General features: G+C 70.7%; 20 protein-coding genes and 1 pseudogene. 11 read left to right on the top strand and 10 right to left on the bottom strand.

Annotated features, from left to right (window positions below; translation table 11 throughout):
- Positions 1 to 262 precede the first annotated feature (262 nt).
- A complete protein-coding gene (efeU, locus tag ABR738_RS28395; protein WP_350232788.1) occupies positions 263 to 2,302 on the top strand; it encodes an iron uptake transporter permease EfeU in 2,040 nt (679 codons plus the stop codon).
- A 44-nt stretch (positions 2,303 to 2,346) separates the two neighbouring features.
- A complete protein-coding gene (efeB, locus tag ABR738_RS28390) occupies positions 2,347 to 3,618 on the top strand; it encodes an iron uptake transporter deferrochelatase/peroxidase subunit (RefSeq protein WP_350232787.1) in 1,272 nt (423 codons plus the stop codon).
- A 15-nt stretch (positions 3,619 to 3,633) separates the two neighbouring features.
- On the opposite strand, the gene ABR738_RS28385 is transcribed toward efeB, so the two are convergent.
- Positions 3,634 to 4,719 carry a bile acid:sodium symporter gene (locus ABR738_RS28385; protein WP_350232786.1) on the bottom strand — a complete coding sequence of 362 codons (1,086 nt, stop codon included), beginning with the start codon at positions 4,717 to 4,719 and terminating at the stop codon, positions 3,634 to 3,636.
- Positions 4,720 to 4,838: 119 nt separating this feature from the next.
- On the bottom strand, positions 4,839 to 5,105 hold the full coding sequence (locus ABR738_RS28380; protein ID WP_350232785.1) for a phosphatase PAP2 family protein: 267 nt from the start codon (positions 5,103 to 5,105) through the stop codon (positions 4,839 to 4,841).
- A 333-nt stretch (positions 5,106 to 5,438) separates the two neighbouring features.
- On the opposite strand from ABR738_RS28380, the gene ABR738_RS28375 reads away from it, so the two are divergent.
- Genes ABR738_RS28375 through ABR738_RS28360 form a run of 4 tightly spaced genes read left to right on the top strand, consistent with a single transcriptional unit; the run spans position 5,439 to position 8,884 of the window.
- Positions 5,439 to 6,746, top strand: a complete 1,308-nt coding sequence (locus tag ABR738_RS28375; protein ID WP_350232784.1) for an MGDG synthase family glycosyltransferase — start codon at positions 5,439 to 5,441, stop codon at positions 6,744 to 6,746.
- On the top strand, positions 6,743 to 7,492 hold the full coding sequence (locus ABR738_RS28370; protein ID WP_350232783.1) for a polysaccharide deacetylase family protein: 750 nt from the start codon (positions 6,743 to 6,745) through the stop codon (positions 7,490 to 7,492). Before ABR738_RS28375 ends, ABR738_RS28370 begins: the two co-directional genes overlap by 4 nt.
- A gap of 51 nt (positions 7,493 to 7,543) precedes the next feature.
- Positions 7,544 to 7,933 carry a BlaI/MecI/CopY family transcriptional regulator gene (locus tag ABR738_RS28365; protein WP_502964160.1) on the top strand — a complete coding sequence of 130 codons (390 nt, stop codon included), beginning with the start codon at positions 7,544 to 7,546 and terminating at the stop codon, positions 7,931 to 7,933.
- A 3-nt stretch (positions 7,934 to 7,936) separates the two neighbouring features.
- A complete protein-coding gene (locus tag ABR738_RS28360) occupies positions 7,937 to 8,884 on the top strand; it encodes a M56 family metallopeptidase (protein ID WP_350232781.1) in 948 nt (315 codons plus the stop codon).
- A gap of 50 nt (positions 8,885 to 8,934) precedes the next feature.
- On the opposite strand, the gene ABR738_RS28355 is transcribed toward ABR738_RS28360, so the two are convergent.
- The 5 genes from ABR738_RS28355 to ABR738_RS28335 all read right to left on the bottom strand — a co-directional run bounded on the left by ABR738_RS28355 (position 8,935) and on the right by ABR738_RS28335 (position 15,439).
- Positions 8,935 to 10,209, bottom strand: a complete 1,275-nt coding sequence (locus ABR738_RS28355) for a COG4705 family protein (RefSeq protein ID WP_350232780.1) — start codon at positions 10,207 to 10,209, stop codon at positions 8,935 to 8,937.
- A 38-nt stretch (positions 10,210 to 10,247) separates the two neighbouring features.
- Positions 10,248 to 11,534: a sensor histidine kinase gene (locus ABR738_RS28350; protein ID WP_350232779.1), complete on the bottom strand. Its 1,287-nt coding sequence runs from the start codon at positions 11,532 to 11,534 to the stop codon at positions 10,248 to 10,250.
- Positions 11,525 to 12,178, bottom strand: coding sequence for a response regulator transcription factor (locus ABR738_RS28345; protein ID WP_350232778.1), 654 nt, complete (start codon positions 12,176 to 12,178; stop codon positions 11,525 to 11,527). The genes ABR738_RS28350 and ABR738_RS28345 overlap by 10 nt, the downstream gene beginning before the upstream one ends.
- 232 nt (positions 12,179 to 12,410) lie before the next feature.
- Complete coding sequence (locus tag ABR738_RS28340; protein ID WP_350232777.1) at positions 12,411 to 14,246, bottom strand: phosphatidylglycerol lysyltransferase domain-containing protein; 1,836 nt, start codon at positions 14,244 to 14,246, stop codon at positions 12,411 to 12,413.
- A 215-nt stretch (positions 14,247 to 14,461) separates the two neighbouring features.
- Positions 14,462 to 15,439, bottom strand: a complete 978-nt coding sequence (locus tag ABR738_RS28335) for a magnesium transporter CorA family protein (RefSeq protein ID WP_350232776.1) — start codon at positions 15,437 to 15,439, stop codon at positions 14,462 to 14,464.
- A gap of 851 nt (positions 15,440 to 16,290) precedes the next feature.
- On the opposite strand from ABR738_RS28335, the gene ABR738_RS28330 reads away from it, so the two are divergent.
- Both ABR738_RS28330 and ABR738_RS28325 read left to right on the top strand, forming a co-directional pair.
- A complete protein-coding gene (locus tag ABR738_RS28330) occupies positions 16,291 to 17,637 on the top strand; it encodes a magnesium transporter MgtE N-terminal domain-containing protein (protein WP_350232775.1) in 1,347 nt (448 codons plus the stop codon).
- A 92-nt stretch (positions 17,638 to 17,729) separates the two neighbouring features.
- On the top strand, positions 17,730 to 18,938 hold the full coding sequence (locus tag ABR738_RS28325; RefSeq protein ID WP_350232774.1) for an NRAMP family divalent metal transporter: 1,209 nt from the start codon (positions 17,730 to 17,732) through the stop codon (positions 18,936 to 18,938).
- A 116-nt stretch (positions 18,939 to 19,054) separates the two neighbouring features.
- On the opposite strand, the gene ABR738_RS28320 is transcribed toward ABR738_RS28325, so the two are convergent.
- A complete protein-coding gene (locus ABR738_RS28320) occupies positions 19,055 to 19,267 on the bottom strand; it encodes an EF-hand domain-containing protein (RefSeq protein WP_053726211.1) in 213 nt (70 codons plus the stop codon).
- 54 nt (positions 19,268 to 19,321) lie between these two features.
- Between ABR738_RS28320 and ABR738_RS28315 the strand changes: the two are divergent.
- The 3 genes and pseudogenes from ABR738_RS28315 to ABR738_RS28305 all read left to right on the top strand — a co-directional run bounded on the left by ABR738_RS28315 (position 19,322) and on the right by ABR738_RS28305 (position 21,896).
- Positions 19,322 to 19,845: pseudogene (locus tag ABR738_RS28315) on the top strand (hypothetical protein).
- 168 nt (positions 19,846 to 20,013) lie between these two features.
- Positions 20,014 to 20,709, top strand: coding sequence for a tRNA-dependent cyclodipeptide synthase (locus ABR738_RS28310; protein ID WP_350232773.1), 696 nt, complete (start codon positions 20,014 to 20,016; stop codon positions 20,707 to 20,709).
- On the top strand, positions 20,706 to 21,896 hold the full coding sequence (locus tag ABR738_RS28305) for a cytochrome P450 (protein WP_350232772.1): 1,191 nt from the start codon (positions 20,706 to 20,708) through the stop codon (positions 21,894 to 21,896). The genes ABR738_RS28310 and ABR738_RS28305 overlap by 4 nt, the downstream gene beginning before the upstream one ends.
- A gap of 55 nt (positions 21,897 to 21,951) precedes the next feature.
- Here the strand turns inward: ABR738_RS28305 and ABR738_RS28300 are convergent, their stop codons facing one another.
- Positions 21,952 to 23,136 carry a YncE family protein gene (locus ABR738_RS28300; protein WP_350232771.1) on the bottom strand — a complete coding sequence of 395 codons (1,185 nt, stop codon included), beginning with the start codon at positions 23,134 to 23,136 and terminating at the stop codon, positions 21,952 to 21,954.
- Positions 23,136 to 23,945 (bottom strand): polysaccharide deacetylase family protein, encoded by an 810-nt coding sequence (locus ABR738_RS28295; RefSeq protein WP_350234781.1) that lies wholly within the window; start codon positions 23,943 to 23,945, stop codon positions 23,136 to 23,138. Before ABR738_RS28295 ends, ABR738_RS28300 begins: the two co-directional genes overlap by 1 nt.
- Positions 23,946 to 24,234 lie beyond the last annotated feature (289 nt).

Raw genomic sequence — 24,234 nt, 5'->3', positions numbered from 1 at the left:
GGACAGTGATGTTGTTCCGGAGGTGGATCTGCCACGGACGAGGCCGCTCGGCGAGGGAGCGGGAGAGCCCGTGGTGGCTGCCTGGTCGGCGGTTGGAGCGGCGGCCGGTTCGTGGCGGACTGCTACGGGGGGATGCCCTCGACTACAGCTGTGTAGACAGATCTCGCCAAGAAAACTAAGGTATGCCTTCGCTAACCATGCGAGCGGGGCGCCGGACGTCGTCGCGGGGTGGATGTCGGTCGCGAGGCTGGAGAGAACGGGTATGTGGGACGACGCGTTTCCGAGCTTTCTGATCGGCTTGAGGGAGGGACTGGAGGCGGGGCTGATCGTCTCGATCCTGGTCGCCACGCTCGTGCGCGCCGACGCCAAGTCCCGCCTGCCACAGGTGTGGACCGGGGTTCTCGCGGCGGTCGCGCTGGCGATGAGCTTCGGGGCGGTCCTGACTTTCTCGGCCGCCAGCATGTCCGCGACCGCCCAGGAGGCGTTCGGCGGCACGCTCAGCGTGATCGCCGTCGCGTTCGTCACGGCGATGGTCTTCTGGATGCGCCGCTCCGCGCGCAACCTCTCCGGTGAGATCAAGGAGAAGGTCACCGGGGCGCTCGCCATGGGTGCGGGCGTGCTCGTCGTCACCTCCTTCCTCGCGGTCGGCCGCGAGGGCCTGGAGACCGCCCTGTTCCTGTGGACCACGGCCCGAGCGGCTGGAGAGTCGGCGGGCCCGATGATCGGCGCGGGCATCGGCATCGTGATCGCCGTCGGGCTCTGCTGGGGCCTGTACCGCCGGGTCCTGAGGATCAACCTCACCAAGTTCTTCACCGCCACCGGCGCCGTGCTCATCGTCATCGCCGCGGGAGTGCTCGGCTACGGCCTGCGGGACCTCCAGGAAGGCGGGGTGCTGCCCGGCAAGTCCGCGTACGCCGTCGACCTGAGCCAGAGCATCGATCCGGGCGCCTGGTACAGCACCCTCATCCAGGGCGTGTTCAACCTGACACCGACGATGACCTGGCTCCAGGTCCTCACCTACGTCGCCTACCTCGCCGTCGTGATGACCCTGTTCGTCCAAGGCGTGCGCACGACGGCCGAGAAGCCCGTCAGGGCCGCGGGATCCGCCGAAGGCGAGCCCACCGGGCCCCAGACGCCCTCACGGCGGCGGCCCGCCTGGATGGTGCCGGTCGCGGTCGTCGCCGTGCCCGCCGTCATCGCGGGCGCCGTGGTCGCCTTCGGGGGGTCCAAGCCCGTCGGCGCGCAGACCGTCGCGGTCTCCGAGAAGGAGTGCGGCAAGGGGTTCAGCGCGCCCAAGCCCGGCCGCCGGACCTTCCAGATGCACAACACCGGTGACAAGGCGTCCGAGGTCTACCTCATCGACCCGGCGAGCAACGCGGTGTACGGCGAGATCGAGGGACTGGCCCCCGGCACCACCCGCGACCTCGTCGCCACCGTCGCGGGCGGCTCCTACGCCTGGCGCTGTGTGCCGACCGGAGGCAAGGCCGTCACCTCCGTGCCCGTACGCGTCAGCGGCGGTGGCGCCGCCAAGGCGGTCGCGCCGGTCTCCGACGCCGACCTGGCGGCGCCCCTCACCGCGTACAAGCAGTACGTGAACCAGAACCTGGCCACCCTGGCCGTTCAGACCAGGCAGCTCAGCGACGACATCGCGGGCGGCGACCTGGACGCCGCCCGCACCGACTGGCTCACCGCGCACCGCACCTACTCCTCGCTCGGCGCCGCCTACGGAACCTTCCAGGACTTCGACAAGAAGATCAACGGACGTGCCGCAGGCCTCCCGGACGGCGTGAACGACAAGGACTTCACTGGCTTCCACCGGGTCGAGTACGGCCTGTGGCACGGTCAGTCGGCGGGCGCCCTCGCCGCCCCCGCGGCGCGCCTCGCCGAGGACGCGGCCGGTCTCCAAAAGGCTTTCCCCGCCCAGGACTTCGCCCCGGGAGACCTGCCGCTGCGCACCCACGAGATCCTGGAGAACACCCTCCAGTCCGAGCTGACCGGCGACGCCGACCAGGGCAGCGGGACCAGCCTCGCCACCGCCGACGCCAACCTCGCCGGCACCCGTGAACTGCTCGGCGTGCTCAGGCCGTTGCTCGCCCCGCGCGACGCCCAGCTGCTGTCGAGGGTCGACGGCGATATCGACCGGGTGCAGAAGCTGCTCGACGCCGCGCGCCACGGCCGGAGCTGGACGCCCGTCGATCAGCTGGACGCCGCGGCCCGTACCCGGCTCAACGGCGCGACCGGCCAGCTCCTGGAGGACCTGGCCCCGGTGCCGGACCTCCTGGAGATCCGGAAGTCCGCCTGATGCCCGCCGAACGATGTGCCGCACGCCCCGAAGGGAACCCCGACATGCCCGCCGAGACCCCCGCCCCGCAAGGCGGTTGCCCCGCCGGACGGCGCTCGTTCGTCAAGAAGGCCCTGGGCGCGGGCGCTGCCGGTGCCGTCCTGGCTGGCGGGGGATTCGCGCTCGGCGAGGCCGGTACGGCCCCGGCGCACGCGGACGGCACCACCGACGGGGGTCAGGTCGCCTTCCACGGCGCCCACCAGGCCGGCATCCTCACGCCGCAGCCCGCGGCCGCCACGTTCGTCTCCTTCGACGTCATCGCCGAGAGCCGCGAGGACCTCGCCGGCCTGCTGCGCACCATCACCGAACGGGCCCGCTTCCTGACCGCGGGCGGCACCCCCGCCGACCTCGGCGTCGGAGCCCCACCGTCCGACAACGGCATCCTCGGGCCCGTCGTCCCCGCCGACGAACTGACCGTCACGGTCGGCGTCGGCGCCTCGCTCTTCGACGACCGGTACGGACTCGCCAAGGCCAAGCCCGTGCGCCTCACGCCCATGCGGACCTTCCCCAACGACAACCTCAAGGCCGCCGAATGCCACGGCGACCTCTCGCTCCAGATCTGCGGCGCCCGCCAGGACGTGGTCCTGCACGCCCTGCGCGACATCGCCCGGCACACCCGCGGCGCCATGCAGATCAAGTGGCGCATCGACGGCTTCCAGAACACGCCGCGCCCCACCGGTGCCCAGCGCAACCTGCTCGGCTTCAAGGACGGCATCGTCAACCCGGACGTGAGGTCCGCGCGCGAGACCGACCGGCTGATCTGGGTCGGCGACGCGCTGGGCGAGCCCTCCTGGGCGGTCGGCGGCAGCTACCAGGTCATCCGGGTCATCCGCATGCTCGTCGAGTTCTGGGACCGGGTCTCGCTCACCGAGCAGGAGAAGATGTTCGGCCGCCGCAAGGACACCGGCGCCCCGCTCGACGGCGCCACCGAGACCGACATCCCCAACTACACCAGGGACCCGCACGGCACCGCGATCCCGCTGGACGCGCACATACGCCTCGCCAACCCCCGGACCGCGCAGACGGACAACACCCGTCTCCTGCGCCGGGGTTACAACTACGACCGGGGCATCGACAACGTCGGCAACCTCGACATGGGTCTGGTCTTCTGCAGCTACCAACAGGACGTCAAGCGGCAGTTCGAGACGACCCAGGAGCGGCTGATCGACGAGCCGCTCGTCGACTACATCTCCCCGACCGGCGGCGGCTACTTCTACGCGCTGCCGGGAGCCAAGGACTCCTCCGACTGGCTGGGCCGGAGCCTGCTCGCCTCCTGACAGCGACGCCGCTGCTCATCCGGCGCGTTCAACGGCGGCCGCCGCCCGAGGTGCGTCGCGCCTGCGGGCGAACAGGCTGTCCGTCAGGCCGGCGCCGGTCTTCTGGAGCAGGCTGTAGGCGAGCACGGGCAGGAGTACCTGGGGGTGGGTGGGCAGTTGGGTCGACGCCAGGACGGCCCCGGCGCTGCTGTTGTTCATGCCGGTGGCGAACGTGAGGGCGACGGTGTCGCCGTGTGTGGTGTGCAGGGCTTTGGCCAGGATCCAGCCGATGGCGAAGGAGGCGGCACACATCACGGCGGCGGTGACTGCCGAGGCCGTGAGGAGCGCGAGGTTGGGGTGGCGGAGGAATCCACCCAGAGCGCCGGCGGCGTTGGTGTAGGTGAGGCAGAGGGCGCAGACCAGCGACAGGAGCCGCAGCAGGGGCAGGTGGCGTTCCAGCGTGCGCCGGGGGCTGATCGCCCGGACGAGTAGTCCTGCCAGGCAGGGGACGGCGACGCCTGCCAGGGCGAAGAAGCCGCCGCTGGTCCGTGCCAGGCGTCCGAGGTCGGTGGCGTACGAGCCTCTGGTCACGTGGGCGGCGAGGTCGAGGGTGAGGGGGATGGTGAGCGGGCTGAGGAGGGTGGTGGTCAGCACCAGGCCGAGCAGGAGGGCGGGGTTGCCGCCCGCCCGGTGTCCCCATACGGTGGCGCCGCCCGCCACGGGCATCGCCCCGATGAGGGCCATCCCGGTGATCAGCCCGCCGCACCCGTCGCTGTCGGGGAGTTGTCCCAGGCCGAACGCCACCAGGGGCAGCAGGAAAAGAGGGGCGGCCGCTCCCGTGGCGGTGCCGGCCAGCAGGGGCAGCGGCTTGCGCAGCAGGGGCGACAGCGCGGAGCTGGGCACCTGGAGGGCGGCGGTGAACAGGACGAAGGCCAGGAGCACTCCTTGCGCCGTGACGGGGTAGGACGAGCCGCCGGGGGCGAACCGGGCGGAGAGGCGCAGATGACGGACGGCGTTGCCGGGCGCGGGCATCAGCAGGGCAGCGCCGTAGGCAGCCACTATGGCCCAGGTCAGACGGCGCTGGAGCCGGCCGAGGGCCCGGGAAACCGTGGAGACGTGCATGAGGGGCGCTCCTGTGGCGGGGCGAGTCCGGACGGAGATGTGCCTGTGTGAGCCAGGGTCGATGTGATCCCCCGCACTCGTCGAACGGCACGAACTGCTGTGCTCACGGCGTTCATGACCTACGTCATCGCGACGAGCAGCGGCGCGAGAGGCCCGTCACGCAGCCGGGACACGAACGGCCCCGCGAAGGTGCGGGCTGCCCAAGACGCCGCGCCCCCCACAACGGCGCCGACGGCGAGACCCACCACGACGTCATGCGGATGGTGGGCGCCGGCGTAGACAAGGGAGGCGGCCACCAGGAGCGCTTTGGCCGGGGCGGCGACCGCCGGACGCCTGTCTACGAGGAAGAGAGCGGCGGTGTCTACGAGGAAGAGTGCGGCGGCCATGGGCGAGTTGACCAGTGGGTGTGCCGGGCGAAGTCTGTGAATTCGCTGTACAGACTGCCGTCGATGGACGCGCCGTCCAATGCCTGCGTGATGGTGAGGCGGGTCATCGGTCATGGGTCTCCGTTGTGGTGAAGCGTTGCCGTGAGGAGGAACAGACGGAAAACGCCCCCTGGTTTTCCGGGAGTGTCCGGTCGGCCACCAAACGGTTCGTCTACAGCCGTCCCTCATGTTCTACATCATGTAGTAGATTCCCGTGTCAGCCCCACGCCGGGCGCGTCGTCCCGGCCGTTCTTGTGGCCTGCTCCGCGTGCTCCTTCAGGAGGCTGACCAGCCGTGCCCCGACATGACGTCCCGGATGACTTCCGGCCCAACGCAGTGCCCCCGGCCGGCCTGATCACCATCGTGTCCGCCAGTGTCGGCGCGGGGCACGACGGTGCCGCCGACGCGCTCGCCACGCAGCTGGAGGCGGCCGGCTTCGAGGTGGACCGCCTTGACTTCCTCGACCTGCTGCCGGCGGGTCTTGGCCGGGTCCTGTCCGGTGCGTACCACCGGCTCCTGACCGCCGCGCCCTCCGGTTATCAGCGGATCTACGCCGCCACCGAACGCTCCGGCTCGCCGGGGCCCGTAGTCCGCGCTCTGTTCCGCAGCGCCGAGCGGCGCACGCTCCGGGCGATCGGTCCGCGTCCGCGAGCGGTCGTGTCCACCTATCCGGGCGCGAGCCAGGTGCTCGGCGCACTGCGCCGCAGGGGGCGCCTCCACGTCCCCGTGCTCACCTACCTCACCGACTTCTCCGTACACCCGCTGTGGGCGGCCCCCGGCATCGACGCGCACCTCGCGGCCCACCCCGTTCCGGCGGCGCAGGCCAAGGCGCTCGGCGCGGCCCGCGTGACGGTGACCGGGCCGGTGACGGGAGCCCGGTTCACCGCGACAGGTGAGCCCGAACGCCAGGCCGCCCGGGACCGGTTCGGCCTCCCCCACGATGGCGCGCTGGCGTTGCTTGTCGCCGGGTCCTGGGGGGTCGGGCCGGTGCGTGAGTCCGCCGCCGAGATACGGGACAGCGCGATCGCCGAGCCAGTCATCGTCTGCGGCCGCAACAGCGCGCTCGCCGAGCAGTTGCGCGCCGAGGGCTTCCCGTACGTCCACGAGTGGGTCGGGGACATGCCGATGCTGATGCACGCCTGCGACGTCCTCGTCCAGAACGCGGGTGGCCTCACCTCGATCGAGGCATTCGCCAGCGGGCTGCCCGTCGCCAGCTATCGGTGCATACCGGGTCACGGCCGAACCAATGCCGCAGCCCTGGACGAGGCGGGGCTGGCCGTCTGGATACGAGAATCCCAAGACCTCCCCTCTGTACTCTCCGACCTGGTCAAGGGGCCGCGCGGTGAACGCCAACGCGCCGCCGGCCTCGCGCTGTTCTCGTCGGATTCCTCCCCTGTGGCCGCCATCACAGGCATGGCCGCACCACGTCCGGTCGTGCCGGGGCGGCCCCAACTGGCGCGCCGGAGGCCCAGGTTGGTGGCGGCTCTGCTCACCGCGACCGTCTCGCTGGGGATCGGCGCGCCCCTCGCCCATGCCTACGGCTCCGATCCCGGGCGCTTCTCCACGGCAGCCCACCGCCTCATCGAGGGGTACGAACTGTGAACTCCCGTACCGCGAAGGCCGCCCTGCTCGCCGCGGCGGGGACGCTGCCCGCGCTCGCCGCCCTGCACGCGGCGCCGGCCGTGTCCACCTTCGGCCCGCTGCGCAACCGTACGATGCCCCGGCTCTCTGGGCGGGGCAGCCCCGACCACATAGCGCTGACCTTCGACGACGGGCCCGACCACCTCTCCACCCCGCACTTCCTGCGCCTCCTGGACCGCGAGGGGGTACGGGCGACCTTCTTCCTGCTCGGCTCGATGCTCGCCCGCTCACCCGGGCTCGCCAAGGAGATGACCGCCGCCGGGCACGAGATCGGCGTGCACGGCTGGGCCCACCGCCCCCTGGTCCTGCGCGGGCCACGCGCCACTCGCGACGACCTCGCGCGCACCCGCGACCTGATCGCGGACGTCACCGGCGAGCGGCCCCGCCTTTTCCGGCCGCCGTACGGAGTGATGAGCACGGCAGCCCATCTCGCCTGCCGCGACCTCGACCTCACTCCCGTGCTGTGGACGGCGTGGGGCGAGGACTGGCGCCGCCGCGCCACGCCCCACTCGGTGTACGACACCGTGATGGGCTCGCTGCGCGGCGGCGGCACCGTCTTGCTGCACGACTCCGACTGCACCTCCGCCACGGGCTCGTGGCGCTCCACCCTGGGCGCGCTGCCCGCCCTCCTGGACACCTGGCGCGGCCATGGCTGGGCCACCGGGCCGCTGCGCGACCACGGCTGCGACGGGCTCTACTCCACGTAGTAGCTTGGGGTCCGCCCGATGGCCCACCGGGCTCCCCCGCGGCTGAGGAGTATGAGCGTGACGGACGACAGCGTCGAAGCGGCCGGGCGGCGGGCGCCCGGCGAGCTGGAGAACGAGGTGCTTGCCGCGCTGTGGGCAGCCGGCGCCCCCGTCGCGGCGGGCAGCGTTCGCGCGCAGGTCACCGGCGACCCCGCCTACACCACGGTCCTGACCATCCTGTCCAGGCTGCACGACAAGGGCCTGGTCACCCGCGAGCGGGCCGGACGCGGCTATCTCTACTCGCCCGTACGGGACGAGGCGGGACACGCCGCCGCGGGGATGCGGGCGCTGCTCGACAACGGCGGCGACCGGGCCGCGGTGCTCGCCCGATTCGTGTCCGAACTGGCCACGGAGGACGAGGAGATCCTGGAACAGCTGCTGCGCGGACACAAGGAGGGCTGAGCGGTGCGCATCGCCCTCTTCACTCCTCTCGCGGTCAGCGCGGTGCTCGCGCTGGCCGCGCCCTGGGCCGGCGGGCGGCTGCCGCCTCGCCAGGCGGCCCGGCTCCTGACGCTCACCTCGCTGATCGCGTCGCTCGTCACCGCCACCGCGCTGGGCATGACGGCCTTCACCCTCATCGGGCAGATCCCGGCCGTGGCCGAGGAAGGCGAGTGGTCACCGGGCGTGCTGGCAGCGCAGGCCCCGGTCAACTCGCTGGTCGCCGCCGTCTGCGCGGTCGCCTTCGCGGGGTGTGTCGGCGCGCTCGCGATCAGCGCCCGGCAGCAGACGATGCTCTGGCTGGCGGCCCGCCGGGAGTACCGCGCCCTCCCAACAGGCGGTGAACTCGCGGTGGTTGACGATCCGCTGCCCCAGGCGTTCGCGCTGCCCGGCTCACCCGGCCGCGTCGTCGTATCGTCCGGGATGCTGCGGGCCCTGTCCCCCGCCGAGCGCGCGGCGCTGCTCGCCCACGAGCGGGCCCACCTGCGCCACCGCCACCACGTATTCCTGCTGACGCTGCGCCTCGCCTCGGCCCTCAACCCGCTGCTGCGGCCCGTCGCCCGCGCCGGGAACTTCGCCGTGGAGCGCTGGGCGGACGAGGAAGCAGGCACCCTGGTGGGCGATCGGTCCCTGGTGGCGCGGGCGGTCGCCCGCGCGGCACTCGCGGCCAAGCGGGCCCCGCGCCACTCGCTCGCGGCGACCGGCGGCCCCGTACCGCAGCGCGTCCGGGCCCTGCTGGCACCGCCGACGCCACTGCGTCGCGATCTGGTCGTGGCGCTCGGGCTGCTCATGGCGATCTGCTGCTTCAGCCTGGCCCGGTCCGCCAACGACATGGATCAGCTCTTCGACACCGCTTCACCCGGCCACCTCCACTCGGAAGCCGGGCGGGTCCAACACCACCACGAGCACCAGTAGGCGGCGGTGACCGAGCCCGTCGTCGGGGTGGCCGGGCGTTGTGTGGTCCGTCAGCCCAGGTCCGCCAGGAGGGTGTTCAGTTCGCTCTCCTGCCGCGCCGGCGACATGGGCGGGTTCGAGTGGTCGATGCCGAAGGTCTTGAGCACCTTGTCCATCTGGGCGTCGACGGAGGTCCAGCCGGTGTCGTCCAGCGGCTGGAGCGAGTCCTGGTCGGCGTCCCACAGGTCACGCAGCGACTGGGCGGCCGCGTGGGCACCGGCCGCGTCCCCCGAGCGTGCGTCCTTGAGCGAGGTGGACGCGAGGTTGCGCAGCGCGCCGACCTTCGCGGGCGGGAAGTTCTTCACCGCCTGGCCCGGGGCCAGCTGGACGGCGGAGGTGGTGTCGCTCTCCGGCGCCGGGCCGACGTGCGGCTGGCTGTGGGCCCAGCTCAGCAGGGCCGCGGTGGCCACGGCCAGTACCCCGAAGCCGGCCAGTGCGACGCGCTCCTTGCGCGGGTCGCCGGCGGCCTGTGCGGCGTGCGCCGTGTCGCGGGTCTCGGTGACGTCCGAGCGGGTCACCGTCAGGTAGACCACCGTCGCCAGGATCAGGCCGAGGAAGATCAGACTGGTGGTGAACGTGCCCAGCGCCAGACCGGTCGGGTCGCCCGGGTTCTGGGCGGCCTTGGGGGAGGCGAGCCAGTCGCCGATGTTCGCGCCCAGCGGGCGGGTCAGGATGTAGGCGAGCCAGAAGGCCAGCACCGGGTTCGCGCCGAACCTCCGCAGCGCCGCGATGGCCGCGATGAGGCCGAGCGGCAGCAGCACCGAGACGCCCGGGCTCCAGCCGGTGAGCTCCAGCGTCCAGTCGCCGGTCGCGGTGCCGAGCGCGAAGGTGACCAGGACGGTCAGCCAGTAGAACGACTCCCGCGGGAGCGTGGTGACCGAGTGGATCGACAGCGTGCGCTCCCGCAGCCACCACACGCCGAAGACCACCGCGAGCAGCACCGAGAAGACGGCGGAGCTGATCCACAGCGGCACGTTCAGCTGGTCGGTCAGGATGTCGGTGTACAAAGTGCCCGTGACGCTGACAACGACCACGGTCAGCCAGTAGGGGAACGGAACGTACCGCTTCAGCCGCAGCTGGACGGCCAGGACCACCACGAAGACCGCGGTGAAGATCCAGGCCGTGTTCACCAGGCCCACGCCCAGCTGGGTGTTGATCCAGTCGGCGAAGCTCTCACCGACCGTCGTGCACAGGACCTTGATCACCCAGAACCAAATGGTGACCTCGGGGACCTTGTTGAGCATGAGCCGCCCGCTGCGCGTGCGTGCTTCGGTTGTGGTTGTCATGCGGGGAGGCTGACGCACGGAACCTGCAAGCAACCTGACTACGTGGCGGCATGCTGACTGCGTGGCGCTTCGGCGGCCGGGAGCGTCACCTCGATGTGGCCGCGCCCGTCGGCGATCGCGCGGACCTCCACCCCCGCGGAGGCGGCGATACGCCGCACCACCGGCAGCCCGAGGCCGTATCCGTCGCCGCTGGTCACCCCCGCTTCGAAGACCCGGTCGACTTCGGTGGGATCGACCCCGGGGCCGTCGTCCAGGACATCGACCACGACGGCCTCACCCTGGACGCGCGCGGTGATCCACACACGCGACCGGGCATGCCGCAGTCCGTTCTCCAGCAGGGGCGACAGCAGCGACACGGCGACGTCGGGCGCCACGGCGACCTCGGTTTTGGCAGGGAAGGCGACCTCGACCGCCCGACCGGCGATCGCCTGCCGCGCGGCGGACCGAAGATCACACCGGGTTCCGGCGTCCGTCCGTGCGCGCGCGGCGCGCAGAAGCGTCGTGATCGCCGTGTTGAGGCGGTCGACTTCGCTCAGCACCGCCTCCGGCGCCACCGGCTCACCGGCCAGCTGCGCCAGCTGCGCCTCGCCCCGCAGGACCGTGAGCGGTGTCCGCAGCTCGTGGGCGATCTCGTCGGTGAGCCGGCGCTCGTCCGCCAGCGCGGTGTCGACACGCTCCAGGAGGCGGTCGAGGGTCTGCGCCAGTTGCCCGAACTCGTCGCGGGCAGCCCCGAGGCCGAAGCGCCGCCCGGGTTCGTGGTGGCCCCAGTCGTCGGCCAGGGCCGCCATGTCGTGCACGACCCGCAGCGCCCGGCGCACCACGAGGTGTGCGACACAGCCTGCGAGCAGGACCGCGAGTCCGCCCAGTACCAGCGACAGGGTCAGGCTGTGCTGCTCGGACGTCTCGTACGGCGTGAGGTCCACCCGGACGACCACCATGACGCGGTGGCCGTCCACCGGGACCTTTCGCGCGTACAGGAGGTAGTGCGCGACGGTGGCGGTCTGCGACCGCCCCGCGACGGCCAGTGCCTCGACGCGCTCGGCCATGCCGGGCGGAACGTTCCCGTCGATCAGACGGCCGTCCGCATAGACCCAGGCGACCTCGTCCAGCGCCTCGCTGTCGTTCTCCGTCAGCACGACACGGCCTCCCGCGGTGGTGACGTTCGCCGCGACCGCCTCGGCGCGGGTACGCGCCAGATCATGTGCGTCGGCGTCCGTCACCCGGCTCAGCAGCACGTGCGAGACCACGACCAGGACCGCGACCACGGCGGTGGCGGTCAGCACCGTGAGCGCGACGACCCTTCTGCGAAATCCCGTCACTGCCATCGGTAGCCCACACCGCGGACGGTCGCCAGATGCTCGGCGACACCCAGCGGACCGAGCTTGGTCCGCAGCCGGCGCACGAAGGAGTCGAGGGTGTTGTCGCTGACCTGTGCACCGTGCGGCCAGCCGGCAGCGGTGAGGGCGTGACGGCGTACCGCGTCGCCCGGCGAGGCGATCAGGCGGCCCAGCAGCCGGAACTCCGTCGGGGTCAGGCTCGCGCTCACCGAGTCGTAGGTCACCACGTGCTTCGTCGGATCCAGGACGACCTCGCGCGGTGCGAACGCCACGGTGGCGCGGCGCAGCAGCGCTCGGACGCGGACCAGCAGTTCCGGGATGTCGAAGGGTTTGGTCATGTAGTCGTCGGCGCCGGCCTCGAAGCCGTCCACCTTGTGATGAAGGCCGTCCAAGGCGGTGAGCATCAGCACCGGCACATCGACACCGCGCGACCGAAGGGCAAGGCAGACATCGCGCCCGTCCGCGTCCGGAAGCCCCAGATCCAGGACGACCAGTTCGGGCGCCGGTACGAGCTGCCGCAGCAGGCCGTCGGCGGTGGCGGAGACGCCGACGCTGTGGCCGTCGTGTTCCAGGGCGCGCTTGAGGATGCCGCGGACCGCCGCGTCGTCCTCGCACACCATGATGAAAGCCACGCACCGACCGTAGAGACTCGCGTCCAAGTTCTCCATCTGCCCTGGTCGGCCGCCTGACGGTCGGGCAGGGGAACGAGGAGGACACGAGGGCCGACGACCAGCACTCCCGGGGGCCCCGAGGTCGCCGCCGACACCTGGTGAACTCGGACCGCCGCTGCCCACTGCGCGCGGCCCGCGCTTGGTACGGAGCTGGAAGGACCCGCCCGCTTCCACCGTGGCGGATGCCGGATCCCTACGGTTGTTGAGGGGCCGTTGGCGTGGCGGCCGGGTGTCGGCGCCGGAAGAGTTCGGGCAGGCGGGGGGCGCTGACGAATCCCTCGGCCCGAGCGCCGGCGAGAGCGATGCGGGGCAGGTCGCCGCTTGAGGCGAACAGAATGTAGCGGGGCTCCCAGATGGGTCGGTATTTGGCATTGGCGCGGTAGAGGGACTCGATCTGCCACCAGCGGGAGAAGAAGGTGAGGATGGACCGCCACAGCCGCAGGACAGGCCCGGCACCGAGGCGGGAGCCGCGTTCGAAGACGGAACGGAACATGGCGAAGTTGAGTGAGACCCGTTCGATGCCGAGTTCGACAGCGCCGGCCAGCACCTCAGTGACCATGTACTCGAGGAGGCCGTTGTCGCAATCGCGGTCCCGGCGCATGAGGTCCAGAGACAGCCCGTTGTCCCCCCAGGGAACGAAGCTGAGCAGCGCCGCGAGACCGCCCTTCGCGTCGTGGCACTCGACCATGACGCAGCGCCCGTCCAGCGCGTCACCGAGTCGCCCCAGAGCCATGGAGAAGCCGCGTTCGGTGGCGCCGTCGCGCCACTGGTCGGCCTTTTGAACGAGTCGTGCCATCTCGTCGTCCGGAATGTCCTGGTGGCGGCGGATCCGGACCGTGTACCCGGCTCGCTGTACCCGGTTGCACGCTTGTCGCAGGCCTCGCATCGCACGGCCCTCAAGGGTGAATTCGGAGCGTTCGACGATGGCCTCGTCACCCAGTTCGAGGGCGTTCAGGCCATGCCGGGCGTAGACGGCGCCTGCCTCCTCGGAAGCGCCCATGACCGCGGGCGCCCACCCGTGTTCCCGGGCTTCGCCGAGCCAGCGCTCGATGGCGCCGGGCCACGCCTCCAGATCGCCGATGGGGTCGCCGGATGCGAGCGTGACACCGCCGACGACGCGATACACCACTGCGGCCTTCCCGCTCGCGGACCACATCACCGTCTTGTCACGTCGCAAGGCGAAGTACCCCAGCGAGTCCCGGTCTCCGTGCTTGGCCAGCAGGCTGCGCAGCCGCTGCTCATCCTCGCCGTTGAGCCATTCCCTGCCGCGCGGGGCGCGGAAGCAGGCGTACAGGACCAGCATCAGCGTCAGCGCGCTCAGTACGTTGATCGTCACATCCACTGTGCGGGGGACGGCAATCAGCTCCTGGGCCCGTTCCGACGGCTCCAGGGTCACCATCCTGGCGAGTGTGTAACCGAGCCGGTCTCGCGGCGCGGAGCCTGACACCGTGTTGGTCCAGGTGACCAATGCCGTACCGAGGGCAACGCTGAAGGCTGTCGAGGTCACCCCTACGCCCACCGCGAGACCGATGTTCGACCGGTCGCCCTTGGCGACGAACTCCTTGCGGCCCACCAGGAGCATCAACACGAACAGCGCGGTCAGCCCGGCGGAGAAGTAGTTGAAAGGATGACGGCGGTAGCTGGCGTCGGGGTCGGAAAGAGCCAGCAGCACGACCATGGAGACAAGCGTCACGCCTGCCAGGCCGACGTTGAAAATCCACGCCGCGCGCTTACGGCGCCGCATCACCAGGGCCAGGAAGAGGGACAACACCACCGAGACCAGACCTGCTGTCGCCAGGTACGGGGTGAAGTAGCGCCCGTCGGCATTGTGAATGCGCACCTGCGAGCGGAAAGGCACGGAGAGGACGGCCACAAGGTTGAGCGCCGCGACCAGGCGCAGATACCAGACTGAACCGCCGGCGGCCCTGCGGCGCCAACGACCGCGCCGGGCCTGACCCGTTTCGGCGTCCCGACGCTGGGCCTGCGTCGGCGGACCGGTCTGGCCGGGACGGTCTTCGGACACGGGCATGTGCCTTCCGGATTCGGGGGAGCGCCAGGACACACAGCGTGCGACGCGTCCTCAGGCGCCTGTTCGGCGCCTCCCAGCCTACGGTCTACGACACTGTAGACGCACCGGGGTGCTGCCGTCGGGCGCGCTGGGACCCTTCGCGGCCCGGGGCCCGTCTCTTCGGGAGAACCTTCCCGGCGCGTACCCAGGCACGCGCACGCCGCCCCTGGAGCACGTCAGATCCAGTCTTTGCGTTTGAAGGCGGCGTACAGGACGACGGACAGGATGATGATGGCTGCCGTCGACGTGATGAACCCGGTCTGGGTGCTGAACCCGGGGTAGGGCACGTTCTGCCCGTAGAAACCGGTGATCGCGGTTGGCACGGCGATGATGGAGGCCCAGCTGGTGACCTTCTTCATGATGAGGTTCATGCGGTTGCCCTGAACCGTCAGGTTGGTCTCCATGATCGAACCGATCATGTCCCGCAGCGACTCGGTCCACTCTCCGGCCCGCAGCACGTGGTCGTAGACGTCCTGGTAGTAGGGCAGCAGCGGCTCGGCCACGATGTGCAGGTCACGGCGCAGAAGGCTGTTGACCACCTCTCGCATGGGCAGGACCACGCGTCGCAGCCGGGAGAGGCTTTTGCGCAGCTGATAGGAGCCGCGTTGGACGGTGTCGATCTGTTGGCGGCCTTCGTCGAACAGCAGGTCCTCAACGGCTTCGATGCGGTCGTCGAGGTCTTGCACGGCCGCGAAGTACCCGTCCACGATGTGGTCCAGGAGTCCGTGCAGGAGGTAGCCGACGCCGTGTTTGGCCAAGTCCGCGTTGTTGTCCCAGCGCTCGACGACCTCCTCGATACTGAAGCGCTCATCGGGGCGGACGGTGATGAGCGCGTTCTCGGTCACGAAGACCGACAGTTCGCTTGTGGACACGCGTCCGCTGTCCGGGTCCGTGCGGACCGCGTAGGCGCTGAGGAAGGCATGGGTGCGGTAGCGGTCGAGCTTGGGCCGCTGATGCTCGTGACGGGCATCTTCGACCGCCAGTTCATGGAGACCGAACTCTTCGCTGATCATGGCGAAGTCGGCAGGGCCCGGTGCGCTCAGGTCGAGCCAGACCGTCACACCTGGTTCGTCGATGTATTCGGATATGTCCTCGGCCGGGAAGTCCTCCAGCGCCAGTGTGCCGCTGCGGTATAGCCGTGTGCGTGTCGTCATGACCTGCAATCTCAAGAACGGTGTAGTGGGAGCGGGCGGGCAGGCGGGCGTCGCCCGGGGCGTTGTCGCCCTGCTTCAGGAGCGGGTATGGCCGTCAGGGCTTGGAGTCTCGCGGCCGGTCCTGGTGGGAGGCGATCCACTGTTGGACAGTGGTCACGGAAAGCCCGGGCGTCCTGTGCGATGGCGTGGAGGGGAACGCCGGCCGCGCGTCCGCACAGGAGGCCGCCTCCCCGGGGCCGGAGTTCACTGGTGCACCGCTTCGCTGTGCTCGTCGGCGGGCGAGGAACAGGGTCGCACCGACGGCAGCCGTGCCGGCCATGGCGCTGCTGAGCAGCGTCCGTGCTTCAGGTGGCGCGTATGCGAGGCCCGGCGTTTCGAGCGTTGCGCCCAGACCGAGGCCACGCCAGCCGTCGCGGCCATGGCGGGTCGGTGGCGTGAGGGTTTCATGCGGCAGCCCACCTGTTCGACAGTTGCCCGGATCTAAGCACCACTTGCGCAACTGGGCAACTATTTCCCGTATGCTGCGGAAGCGCACCACACTCATCTGAGCCCGTCCTGGCGGAGGTTGGGGTGCGTCTTGCGAGCGCCGTCCACAGCTGCGAGCCGGTTGTGCCGGCGGCAGGTCGGATGGCAGAGCACGGATGCTCATGAGCAAAGGAGGCGAGATGGACAGTAGTCCGGGTCACAGTCGGCCCTCCATGTCGTCTTCCTCGCCGTCTCTCCGCGACACCAGGTAACCGCCGCATCCCACCGCTGTTGGTCAGCACGGGGAACGCGCGTGGCGACATGGTGTCGCCCGCTCCCGCCACGGCGGGTTCAGGGGGCTCGCCCTGTCTGCCAACCAACTGCTCATGACCACCTCCTCGCGTCTGCGGGACCGCCGTGTCAAGCTCGCACGCCAAGCCACCGCCGCCCGAACGGTGCGTGGCTCCCTGCTGTCCGTAGCAGGCCTGGTCGGTGGTCCTGTCACCAATCAGGCAGGGGAGGACGTCGGCCGTATGGCCGACGTGGTGGCCCGCCTGTACGGCCCGGACCCCTATCCACCGGTGACCGGCCTGGTCATCCGCGTTGGGCGCCGACGCGCCTTCCTTCCCATCGACGCCGTTGAACGGATCGACGCGGGCCGGGTACGTCTGCGGACGGCGCGGATGGACATGCGCGAGTACGAGCGACGCCCCGGTGAGGTGCTGCTGGCCCGTGACGTGCTCGACCACCAGCTCGTGGACGTGGACGGAATCCAGGTCACCCGCGCCGCCGACCTCTACCTCGCACCCCTGGCCGAACGGACCGTCCTGGTCGGCGTAGACGTCTCCCTGCCCACGCTGCTGCGCAGGCTGGGGCCGCGGCGCTGGCAAGTCCGGCCCACCCCCGAGCGTGTACTGGACTGGCGGTCGGTGGCCCCGTTCGCCGAACACGCCATGGAAGGGCCGGCCGAGGTCAGCCTGCGCGGCACTCGCGCCTCGCTGCACCGGCTCAGGCCCGCGGACCTCGCCGACGTACTGGAGGATCTGGGCCGTGCGGAGCGCCAGCAGTTGCTGACCTGGCTGGAGCCCGGGCACGCCGCCGACGCCCTGGAGGAGATGGAGCCCGGCGAGCTGGAGAACCTTCTGCGTGAGGCGGGACCCGCCTACGCCGCACAGATGCTGGGCGAAATGGAACCCGACGAGGCCGTCGACGCGTTGCGCGACCTCGGCGCAAGCGAGCGCAGCATTCTCCTGGACCGGATGGCCCCGGCACAGGCCACCGGCCTGCGCGGACTGCTGGCCCGCCCTGAAAACACCGTGGGCGGCGCCATGACCACCCGGCTCGTCACCGCGCTGCGCGAGAACAGCGTCGCCCAGGTCCGGGGCAGGCTCGCCGAACAGGCCGAGCACCGCACCGAAATCGACGCCGTGGCCGTCGTGGACGCAGACGGACGGCTGGTCACAGACGTTCCGCTGTTCCATCTCGCCATTGCCGAGGACACCTCGACCATGGGCGACATGGCGGATTGGCTTGCCCAGTTCGGGCCGCGGATCGCTCTCCGTCCCGACACCCCCGTCGACGAGGCCGCCGATCATCTGCTGGCCTCCCGCGCTTCCTCCCTGCTGGTCATCGACGAGAACGAGACCCCTCTGGGACGCATGCTCGCCGACGACATTCTCGAAGCCCTTCGCCCCGAACGCGGGCGGCGCCACTTCCGGAGGTTCTTGCAGTGACCAGCGACGCGCACACCACCGCGGGAGCCGTCGGCGGCCCTGACGGCACGCGGCGACCGGCGCCACGAAAGGGCTGGCGGAGGATTGTCGCGGTGTCGGCGGTCGCGGGCCCCGGACTGGTGGCCGCCAACGCCGGCAACGACGCTGCCGGTATCGCCACTTACGCCTCAGCCGGCTCCCAGTTCATCTACGGCACCCTGTTCTTCATGGTGCTGGTCACGATCGCCCTGGTGATGGTCCAGGAAATGGCGGTCCGTCTCGGCGCCCATACCGGCAAAGGCCTGGGCGCCCTGATCCGCGAACAGTTCAGCCTCCGCATGACCGCCCTCGCCGTGTTCTGCCTCCTGTTGGCCAACACCGGTCTTGTCGTCTCCGAATTCGCCGGAATCGGCGCCGCCTTCGAACTCCTCGGCGTACCCAAATGGGCCGTCGTCCCCCCAGCCGCCCTGCTTCTGTGGGCCCTGGTGCTCTTCGGCTCGTACCAATGGGCCGAGCGCATCTTCCTGATCATGTCGTTGGCGTTCTTCGCCTATCCCGTCGCCATGGTCCTGGGCCACCCCGACTGGGGCCGGGTCGGCTCCCACTTGGTGATCCCGCACATGGAGGGCAGTCAGGCGTTCGTCCTGCTCGCGGTCGCGTTGATCGGCACCACGGTCAGCCCCTACATGCAGTTCTACGCCGCCGCCGGAGTCGTGGACCGCGGCGCGAAACCCGAGGACTACAAGCTCCTGCGGGCCGATGCCGTCCTGGGCGCGGTGTTCGCCTGCCTCATCAGCCTGACCATCATCATCGCCACCGCCGCGGCCATTGGCGGAACAGGGCCCCTGCAATCCGCCGCCCAAGCCGCCCACGCACTCGAACCGGTCGCCGGGCAGGGTGCCGAACTCCTCTTCGCGTTCGGCCTGATCGGAGCTTCCGCACTGGCCGGAGCCGTGGTTCCGCTGTCCGCCAGCTACGCGGTCGGTGAGGCCGCCGGGGTCGAGCGCTCCGTCTCTCGCCGCTTTCGCGACGCACCCCTGTTCCTCGGTATGTTCACCGGCCAGATCATCCTCGGCGCCGCGGTCGCCCTCACGCCGGTCAACGTCATTCAACTCCTCATCGGAACCCAGGTACTCCAGGGCCTGATCAGTCCGATCGTCCTGGTCTACCTCCTGGTCCTGACCAACCGCCGCACCGTCCTCGGCCCCGCGGCCAACGGACCGCGCTACCGCGTCGCCGCCACCATCGTCGTACTCGCTGTCGCGGGCATGTCCACCATCCTTCTCGCCCAGACCGTCCTGAGCCAGCTCGGCTGGGCCTGACCCACCCTCCGTTTTACCTGCCGCCAATGCGGCAAGGCGTCGGTGCTCACGAGTCGATCCGGCCCTCGCGCTCCGGTGGCGCACGGGCGGGCGTGCGCCACCGGAGCCGGCGGGGATCACTTGTTCAGGGACGCCCAGAACTCCTCGAAGGAGAGCTTGCCGTCTCCGTTGGCGTCCTTGGCCTTGATGATGGCCTGGGCCACCGTCTCGGTGACGTGGAAGTCGCCCAGCTGCGCCATGACCGCCTTGTACTCGCTCGCGGTGACGCGCCCGTCGCCGTCGATGTCGAGCTTCGCGAACGCCTTGCGCGCCTCTTCGATGTCCGCCACTGGGTCCACCCCTTTGTTGGTGCCACTGCTTGGTGCGTTTCTGACGCCGGTCAGATTAGCCGCCCATCCGACCACTCGACGCGGCGGCCGACCCTTGGCGGGCGCCCACCGCGCCACAAGCCCGACGGCGGCACGTCGCTGGTGGCGCAGCCGGGGCCGCGCGACGCGGGGGTCCTCGCCTTCACCGCGCATTCGGTGATCTTCCTGGACGAGGACGAGATGGGGGGTCTGCGGGAGATCGAGGACCCGGCGCACCCCGGGTCGCGCGGGCCCTGAAGTTCCGGGACGACGTACGGGTGGGGGCGGCGGACGGCGGCGTCCTGATACTCGGACGCGGGGTCGCGGGCCGCCGGGAGGTCGCCGTCGAGCTGGACGAGCGGGCGCGGGGCCGGGTCTCGGCGCCCCAACGCGCCCTCGCCGCACGGCACTTGGTGCCGGACGACGTGCTGCGGGCGCAGCAGTCGCCGGGCAACGCGCGCAGCGTCCGCACCTTCCAGGACGCCGGTTTCCGGCCGGTCGGCTCGGAGGCCCTGCTCCTCGGCACTGACCTTCGCGCCGCCCCAGGCCCCCTGACCTGACTGTTCGCCATATACGGAGGACGGTTTTCCGCCCGTCAAAGAGGAATTCGCGCCAACCTCACATCGCCGCTTCCTCACGCTCCGCCACCACGGGATAACTTCTCGCTGTCGCCGCCACACCGGGAGCACAGGGCTCCCAGGGACTAGCGGCGCTGGGGCGTTACAGCCGTGGCCATCACCACTGAAGCATTCACCGTGCGGCCGTTCACACGAAGTTGCCACCACATATGGGACGAGGGCGATCACGTCCTCATCGGTGTGAGTCCGGGGAACAGCTATTTCAGCGCCGGCCGCATCACCGAACTCGTCCGCTGGGCTTCGGCACGGTTCTCCCGGATCGACGTCGTGTACGCCGACCTGCACGTCGCCGAGCTGTTCGGCGCGCTCGGCTACGAGGAGGACCACGCGGCACGCCGCGCCTCGAAGGAGCTGAAGGCGGTGCGCCGCCGGATCGTGCGCGGCGTCGAGGAGGCCGGCCCGCACGGCACTCCGGTCGGCGTGCACGGGCTCTCGGAGTTCGCCGGGAACACGGTGTACGGGCTGCTGCACCGCCGGGTGCGGCACTTCCTGGCGACGGAGCCGGCCTTCCGCGCGGCCTGCGAGCGGATGGCGGCGCACTTTCTGTCCACGAAGGCCGCCGGCCCGGGCCCGAGCGAACGCCGGCTCTCCGCCTGCCTCGACTACATCGCCGCGGAACTCCCCTTCTTCCTGGACACCCCGGGCATCCTCGGCGTTCCCTCGTCGGTGTCGTGCTACCACGCGCCGATCCCGCTGACCGACCTCCTCTACGCCAAGGGCGGCGGCCTCCTCGCCTCCCGCAACCAGGCCTACGCCGTGGTGCGCCCGGAAGGAATCGCCGCATGAGCCCCGAGCCCGTCCTCGACTTCCCGCTCTCGCACCGCGGCGACGTGCTGCCCGAGGAGTGCGCCCGGCTGCGCGACAAGCAGCCGGTGGCCCGGGTACGCACCCTCACCGGCGACCGGGCCTGGCTGGTGAGCAGCCACGCGCTGGCGCGCCAGGTCCTGGAGGACGAACGCTTCAGCCTGAAGGACACCGCGGGCCCCGGGGTCCCGCGCCAGTACGCGCTGACGATCCCGCCCGAGGTCGTCAACAACATGGGCAACATCAACAGCGCCGGGCTGCGCGACGCCGTGATGAAGTCCCTCAGCCCGCGCACGGAAGGCCTCGCCGGGCGGATGCGCGCGCGGGCCGACTCCCTGGCCGACGCGCTGCTGGCCGAGGGGCCGCCGGCCGATCTGCGGGCGGGGTTCGCCGACCCCTTCTCCGCGGCCCTGCACTGCGACGTGGTGGGGGTCCCCTTCAGTGACTGGCGCCGGCTCATGTCCGGGCTCGATGTGGCCTTCATGACCAGCGCCCACACCTTCGAGGGCGCGGGCCTGAACTGGTACAAGGACCTCGGCTACATGGTGGAGCGGCTGAACGCGCCCGACGTGCCGCCGGAGAGTCTGCTCGGCCGGCTCGGCGCGCTGCGCGAGGACCGGGAATCGGCGCACCTGACCGACGAGATGCTGGCCACGGTCGCGGTCTCCCTGTTCGGCGCGGGCGCCGTGTCCACCTCCTCCTTCCTGGTCCTCGCAGTGCTCGCCCTGCTCCAGCACCCGGAACTGACCGGGTATCTGCGCGAGCACCCCGAGCGCATGGACCGGGCCGTGGAGGAGCTGCTGCGCTGGAACCTGTCGATCGGCGACGGACTGCCCCGGCTCGCGCTCGCGGACGTGCACCTGGGTGACGTCCTCGTCAGGAAGGGCGAGTTGGTGCTCGTCCTGGTCGAAGGAGCCAACTTCGACCCGGAGGTCTTCACCGATCCCGGACGCCTCGACCTCGACCGCGCGCACAACCCGCATCTGTCGTTCGGCGCCGGGCGCCACTTCTGCCCCGCCACCGGTCTCGGCCGGCTGCACGCGCGGACGGCGCTCGCGGCCCTGGTGGAGCGGCTGCCGGGGCTGCGCCTCGCGGTCCCGGCCGAGCAGTTGGTGTGGCGCACGGGCTTCATCAAGCGCCTGCCCGAGCGGCTGCCGGTGCTGTGGTGAGCGCGCGGCGCCCCGGGGCTCAGGGACTCCGGGGCGCAGCGCGGTTCCGCCGCGCTCAGCGGAAGACGCCGGTGTGGCCGAGCGAGTACCGGCCGGGCTGGGGGTAGACGGCGAGCCCGTGCGGGCCCGAGCCCACCGGGATGCGGGCCAGTTCCTTGCCGGTGGCGGTGTCGATCGCGTACACCTCGGCGTTGTAGCGCCCAGAGAGCCACAGCACCTTGCCGTCGGCCGAGACGCCGCCCATGTCGGGGCTGCCGCCGTCGGGCAGTTCCCACTTCTTGGTCAGTTTGTTCTTGGTGAAGTCGAAGATGGAGATGGTGCCCTCGCCCCGGTTGGAGATGTACATCTCCTTGGAGTCGCGGCTGACGTAGAGGCCGTGGCAGCCCTTCCCGGTCGGCAGCAGGGTCGGCTTGGAGAACTTGTCGCCGTCCAGGACCCACATGCCGTGCGCCATCATGTCGGCGACGTAGAACGTTTTGCCGTCCGGGGACATCTTCACGTCCTGCGGCATCGCCCCGTCGAAGGGGAGCTTCTGCTGCCCCACGATCTTCATCTGTTCGGTGTCGACCTTGAGCAGTTCGCCGGAGAACTCGCAGGAGACGATGAAGTACCGGCCGTCCATCGAGAAGTCCGCGTGGTTGACGCCCGCGCAGCTCACCGGGACGGTCTTGACGCGGTTCATGGTGACCGGGTCACGGAAGACCAGCTCGCGGTCCATCGAGGCCATCACGACGGCGTACTTGCCGTTGGGCGTGAAGTAGAGGTTGTACGGGTCGGAGACCTGGACCGTGCGTCCGGTCTTGCCGGTGGCCGGGTCGATGGCGGTCAGCGAGTCGCCGAGGTCGTTGTTGACCCACAGCGTCTTCATGTCCCAGGACGGCACGACGTGCTGCGGCTGGTGGCCGACGCGAATGGTCTCGATGACCTTGTAGGTGGCCGGGTCGATCACGGAGACCGTGTTGGAGTTGGTGTTGGGCACGTACACGCGGGGCAGGAAGTTCTTGACCGCGGGCTGGAGCGCGTTCGGCCGGTCCGCCGCGTAGGCGTCCTTGGGGTCCAGGACGGGCGGCATCCCGGGCAGGCCCTGCGGCACGGTCTTCTTGGCGACGGCGGGCGGCGGGGCCGCCTTGGTGCTCATCGCCTCGTCCTTGTGGCCGGAACCCGACCCGCAGCCGGCGAGTGCCGCGAGCAGGGCGGCCGCCGAGAGCAGCGCGGTGGTCGTCTTCGTTACGGTCGGCATCAGATCAGCAGCTCCGTGGTCGTGACCGCGCGCAGTCGGCGGCGTTCCAGTTCGGCGAGGAGGACGGGAAGCGCGGCGACCGTGTCCGCGTAGCCGAAGTGCAGGCTCACCACCGATCCGTCGCGGATCTGCCCGGTGACGTTGCGGGTGACGGCCGAGGCGCCGGGCGAGGTGAAGTCGAGCGAGTCAACGTCGTACGACAGCACGTGCGGGTACCCGGCCCGCCGGGCCAGCTTCTGGACGAGCGGCGTCGCGTACTGGGTGCGGGAGGGCCGGAACCAGGTCCCGATGGAGCCGGTGAGGCGGCGCAGCCGGTCCGCGCAGCCGGTGATCTCGGCGTACGCCTCCTCCTCGTCCATGGCGGAGATGTCGGTGTGGTGCAGGGTGTGGTTGCCCAGTTCGTGGCCGCCGTCCAGGATGCGGCGGGCCATCGCGGGCTGCTCGTCGAGCCAGGTGCCGACGGCCAGGACAGTGACCTTGGCGCCGGCCTTCTCGGCCTCGCCGAGCAGGGTGGTGGCGATCTTCGGGTCGCCCTGGCCGTGGAAGGTGAGCGCGACCTGGGGCCGGCCCCTTGGTCCGCTGCTGATCTGGACCGGCTGCCCGGGGAAGGCGCGCGGGGCGGGCGCGGGGCGGGGCGCGTGGGGGCGGGCGGCGGCCGCCGCGGAGGCGGACGGCGGCGTCGGGGAGCCGGACGGCCGACGGCCCTCCGCCTCCCGCGAACAGCCTGCCGTCAGCGCCCCCGCGATGGCCGCGCCCGCCCCGGCGCGCAGGGCGCCGCGGCGGTCGACCGCGCGGGGTGATGGATTCAGCACATGGACATTTAAGTGCGCCGACGTGCGGTTCGTAATGATTGACCCATTTAAGGACCTTTGCGGGTCGCGTCCACCGGGCCCCGCCCCGAGCCCTGCCACTCGATGATTCACTCATCCCTGTCGATAGTTATTCATGCTTTAGAAGGTGCGTGCTGTAGCTCACCTACGATTCACAGCTAAACTGTGATGGTTTGTGGGGCTATGTCCGATTGTGGACTTTTGATGATGGGCCGCCCATCTGTCATAGTCGGAGCCACGACCCCCATTGACCCGGGCCAGGTCGTCT

Origin of the sequence: Streptomyces sp. Edi4, assembly GCF_040253615.1 — a bacterium.
In the GTDB taxonomy this organism is placed as follows: Bacteria; Actinomycetota; Actinomycetes; order Streptomycetales; family Streptomycetaceae; genus Streptomyces.
The sequence above is the reverse complement of the archived record's forward strand: the minus strand, read 5'-3'. Positions and strand labels throughout refer to the sequence as shown.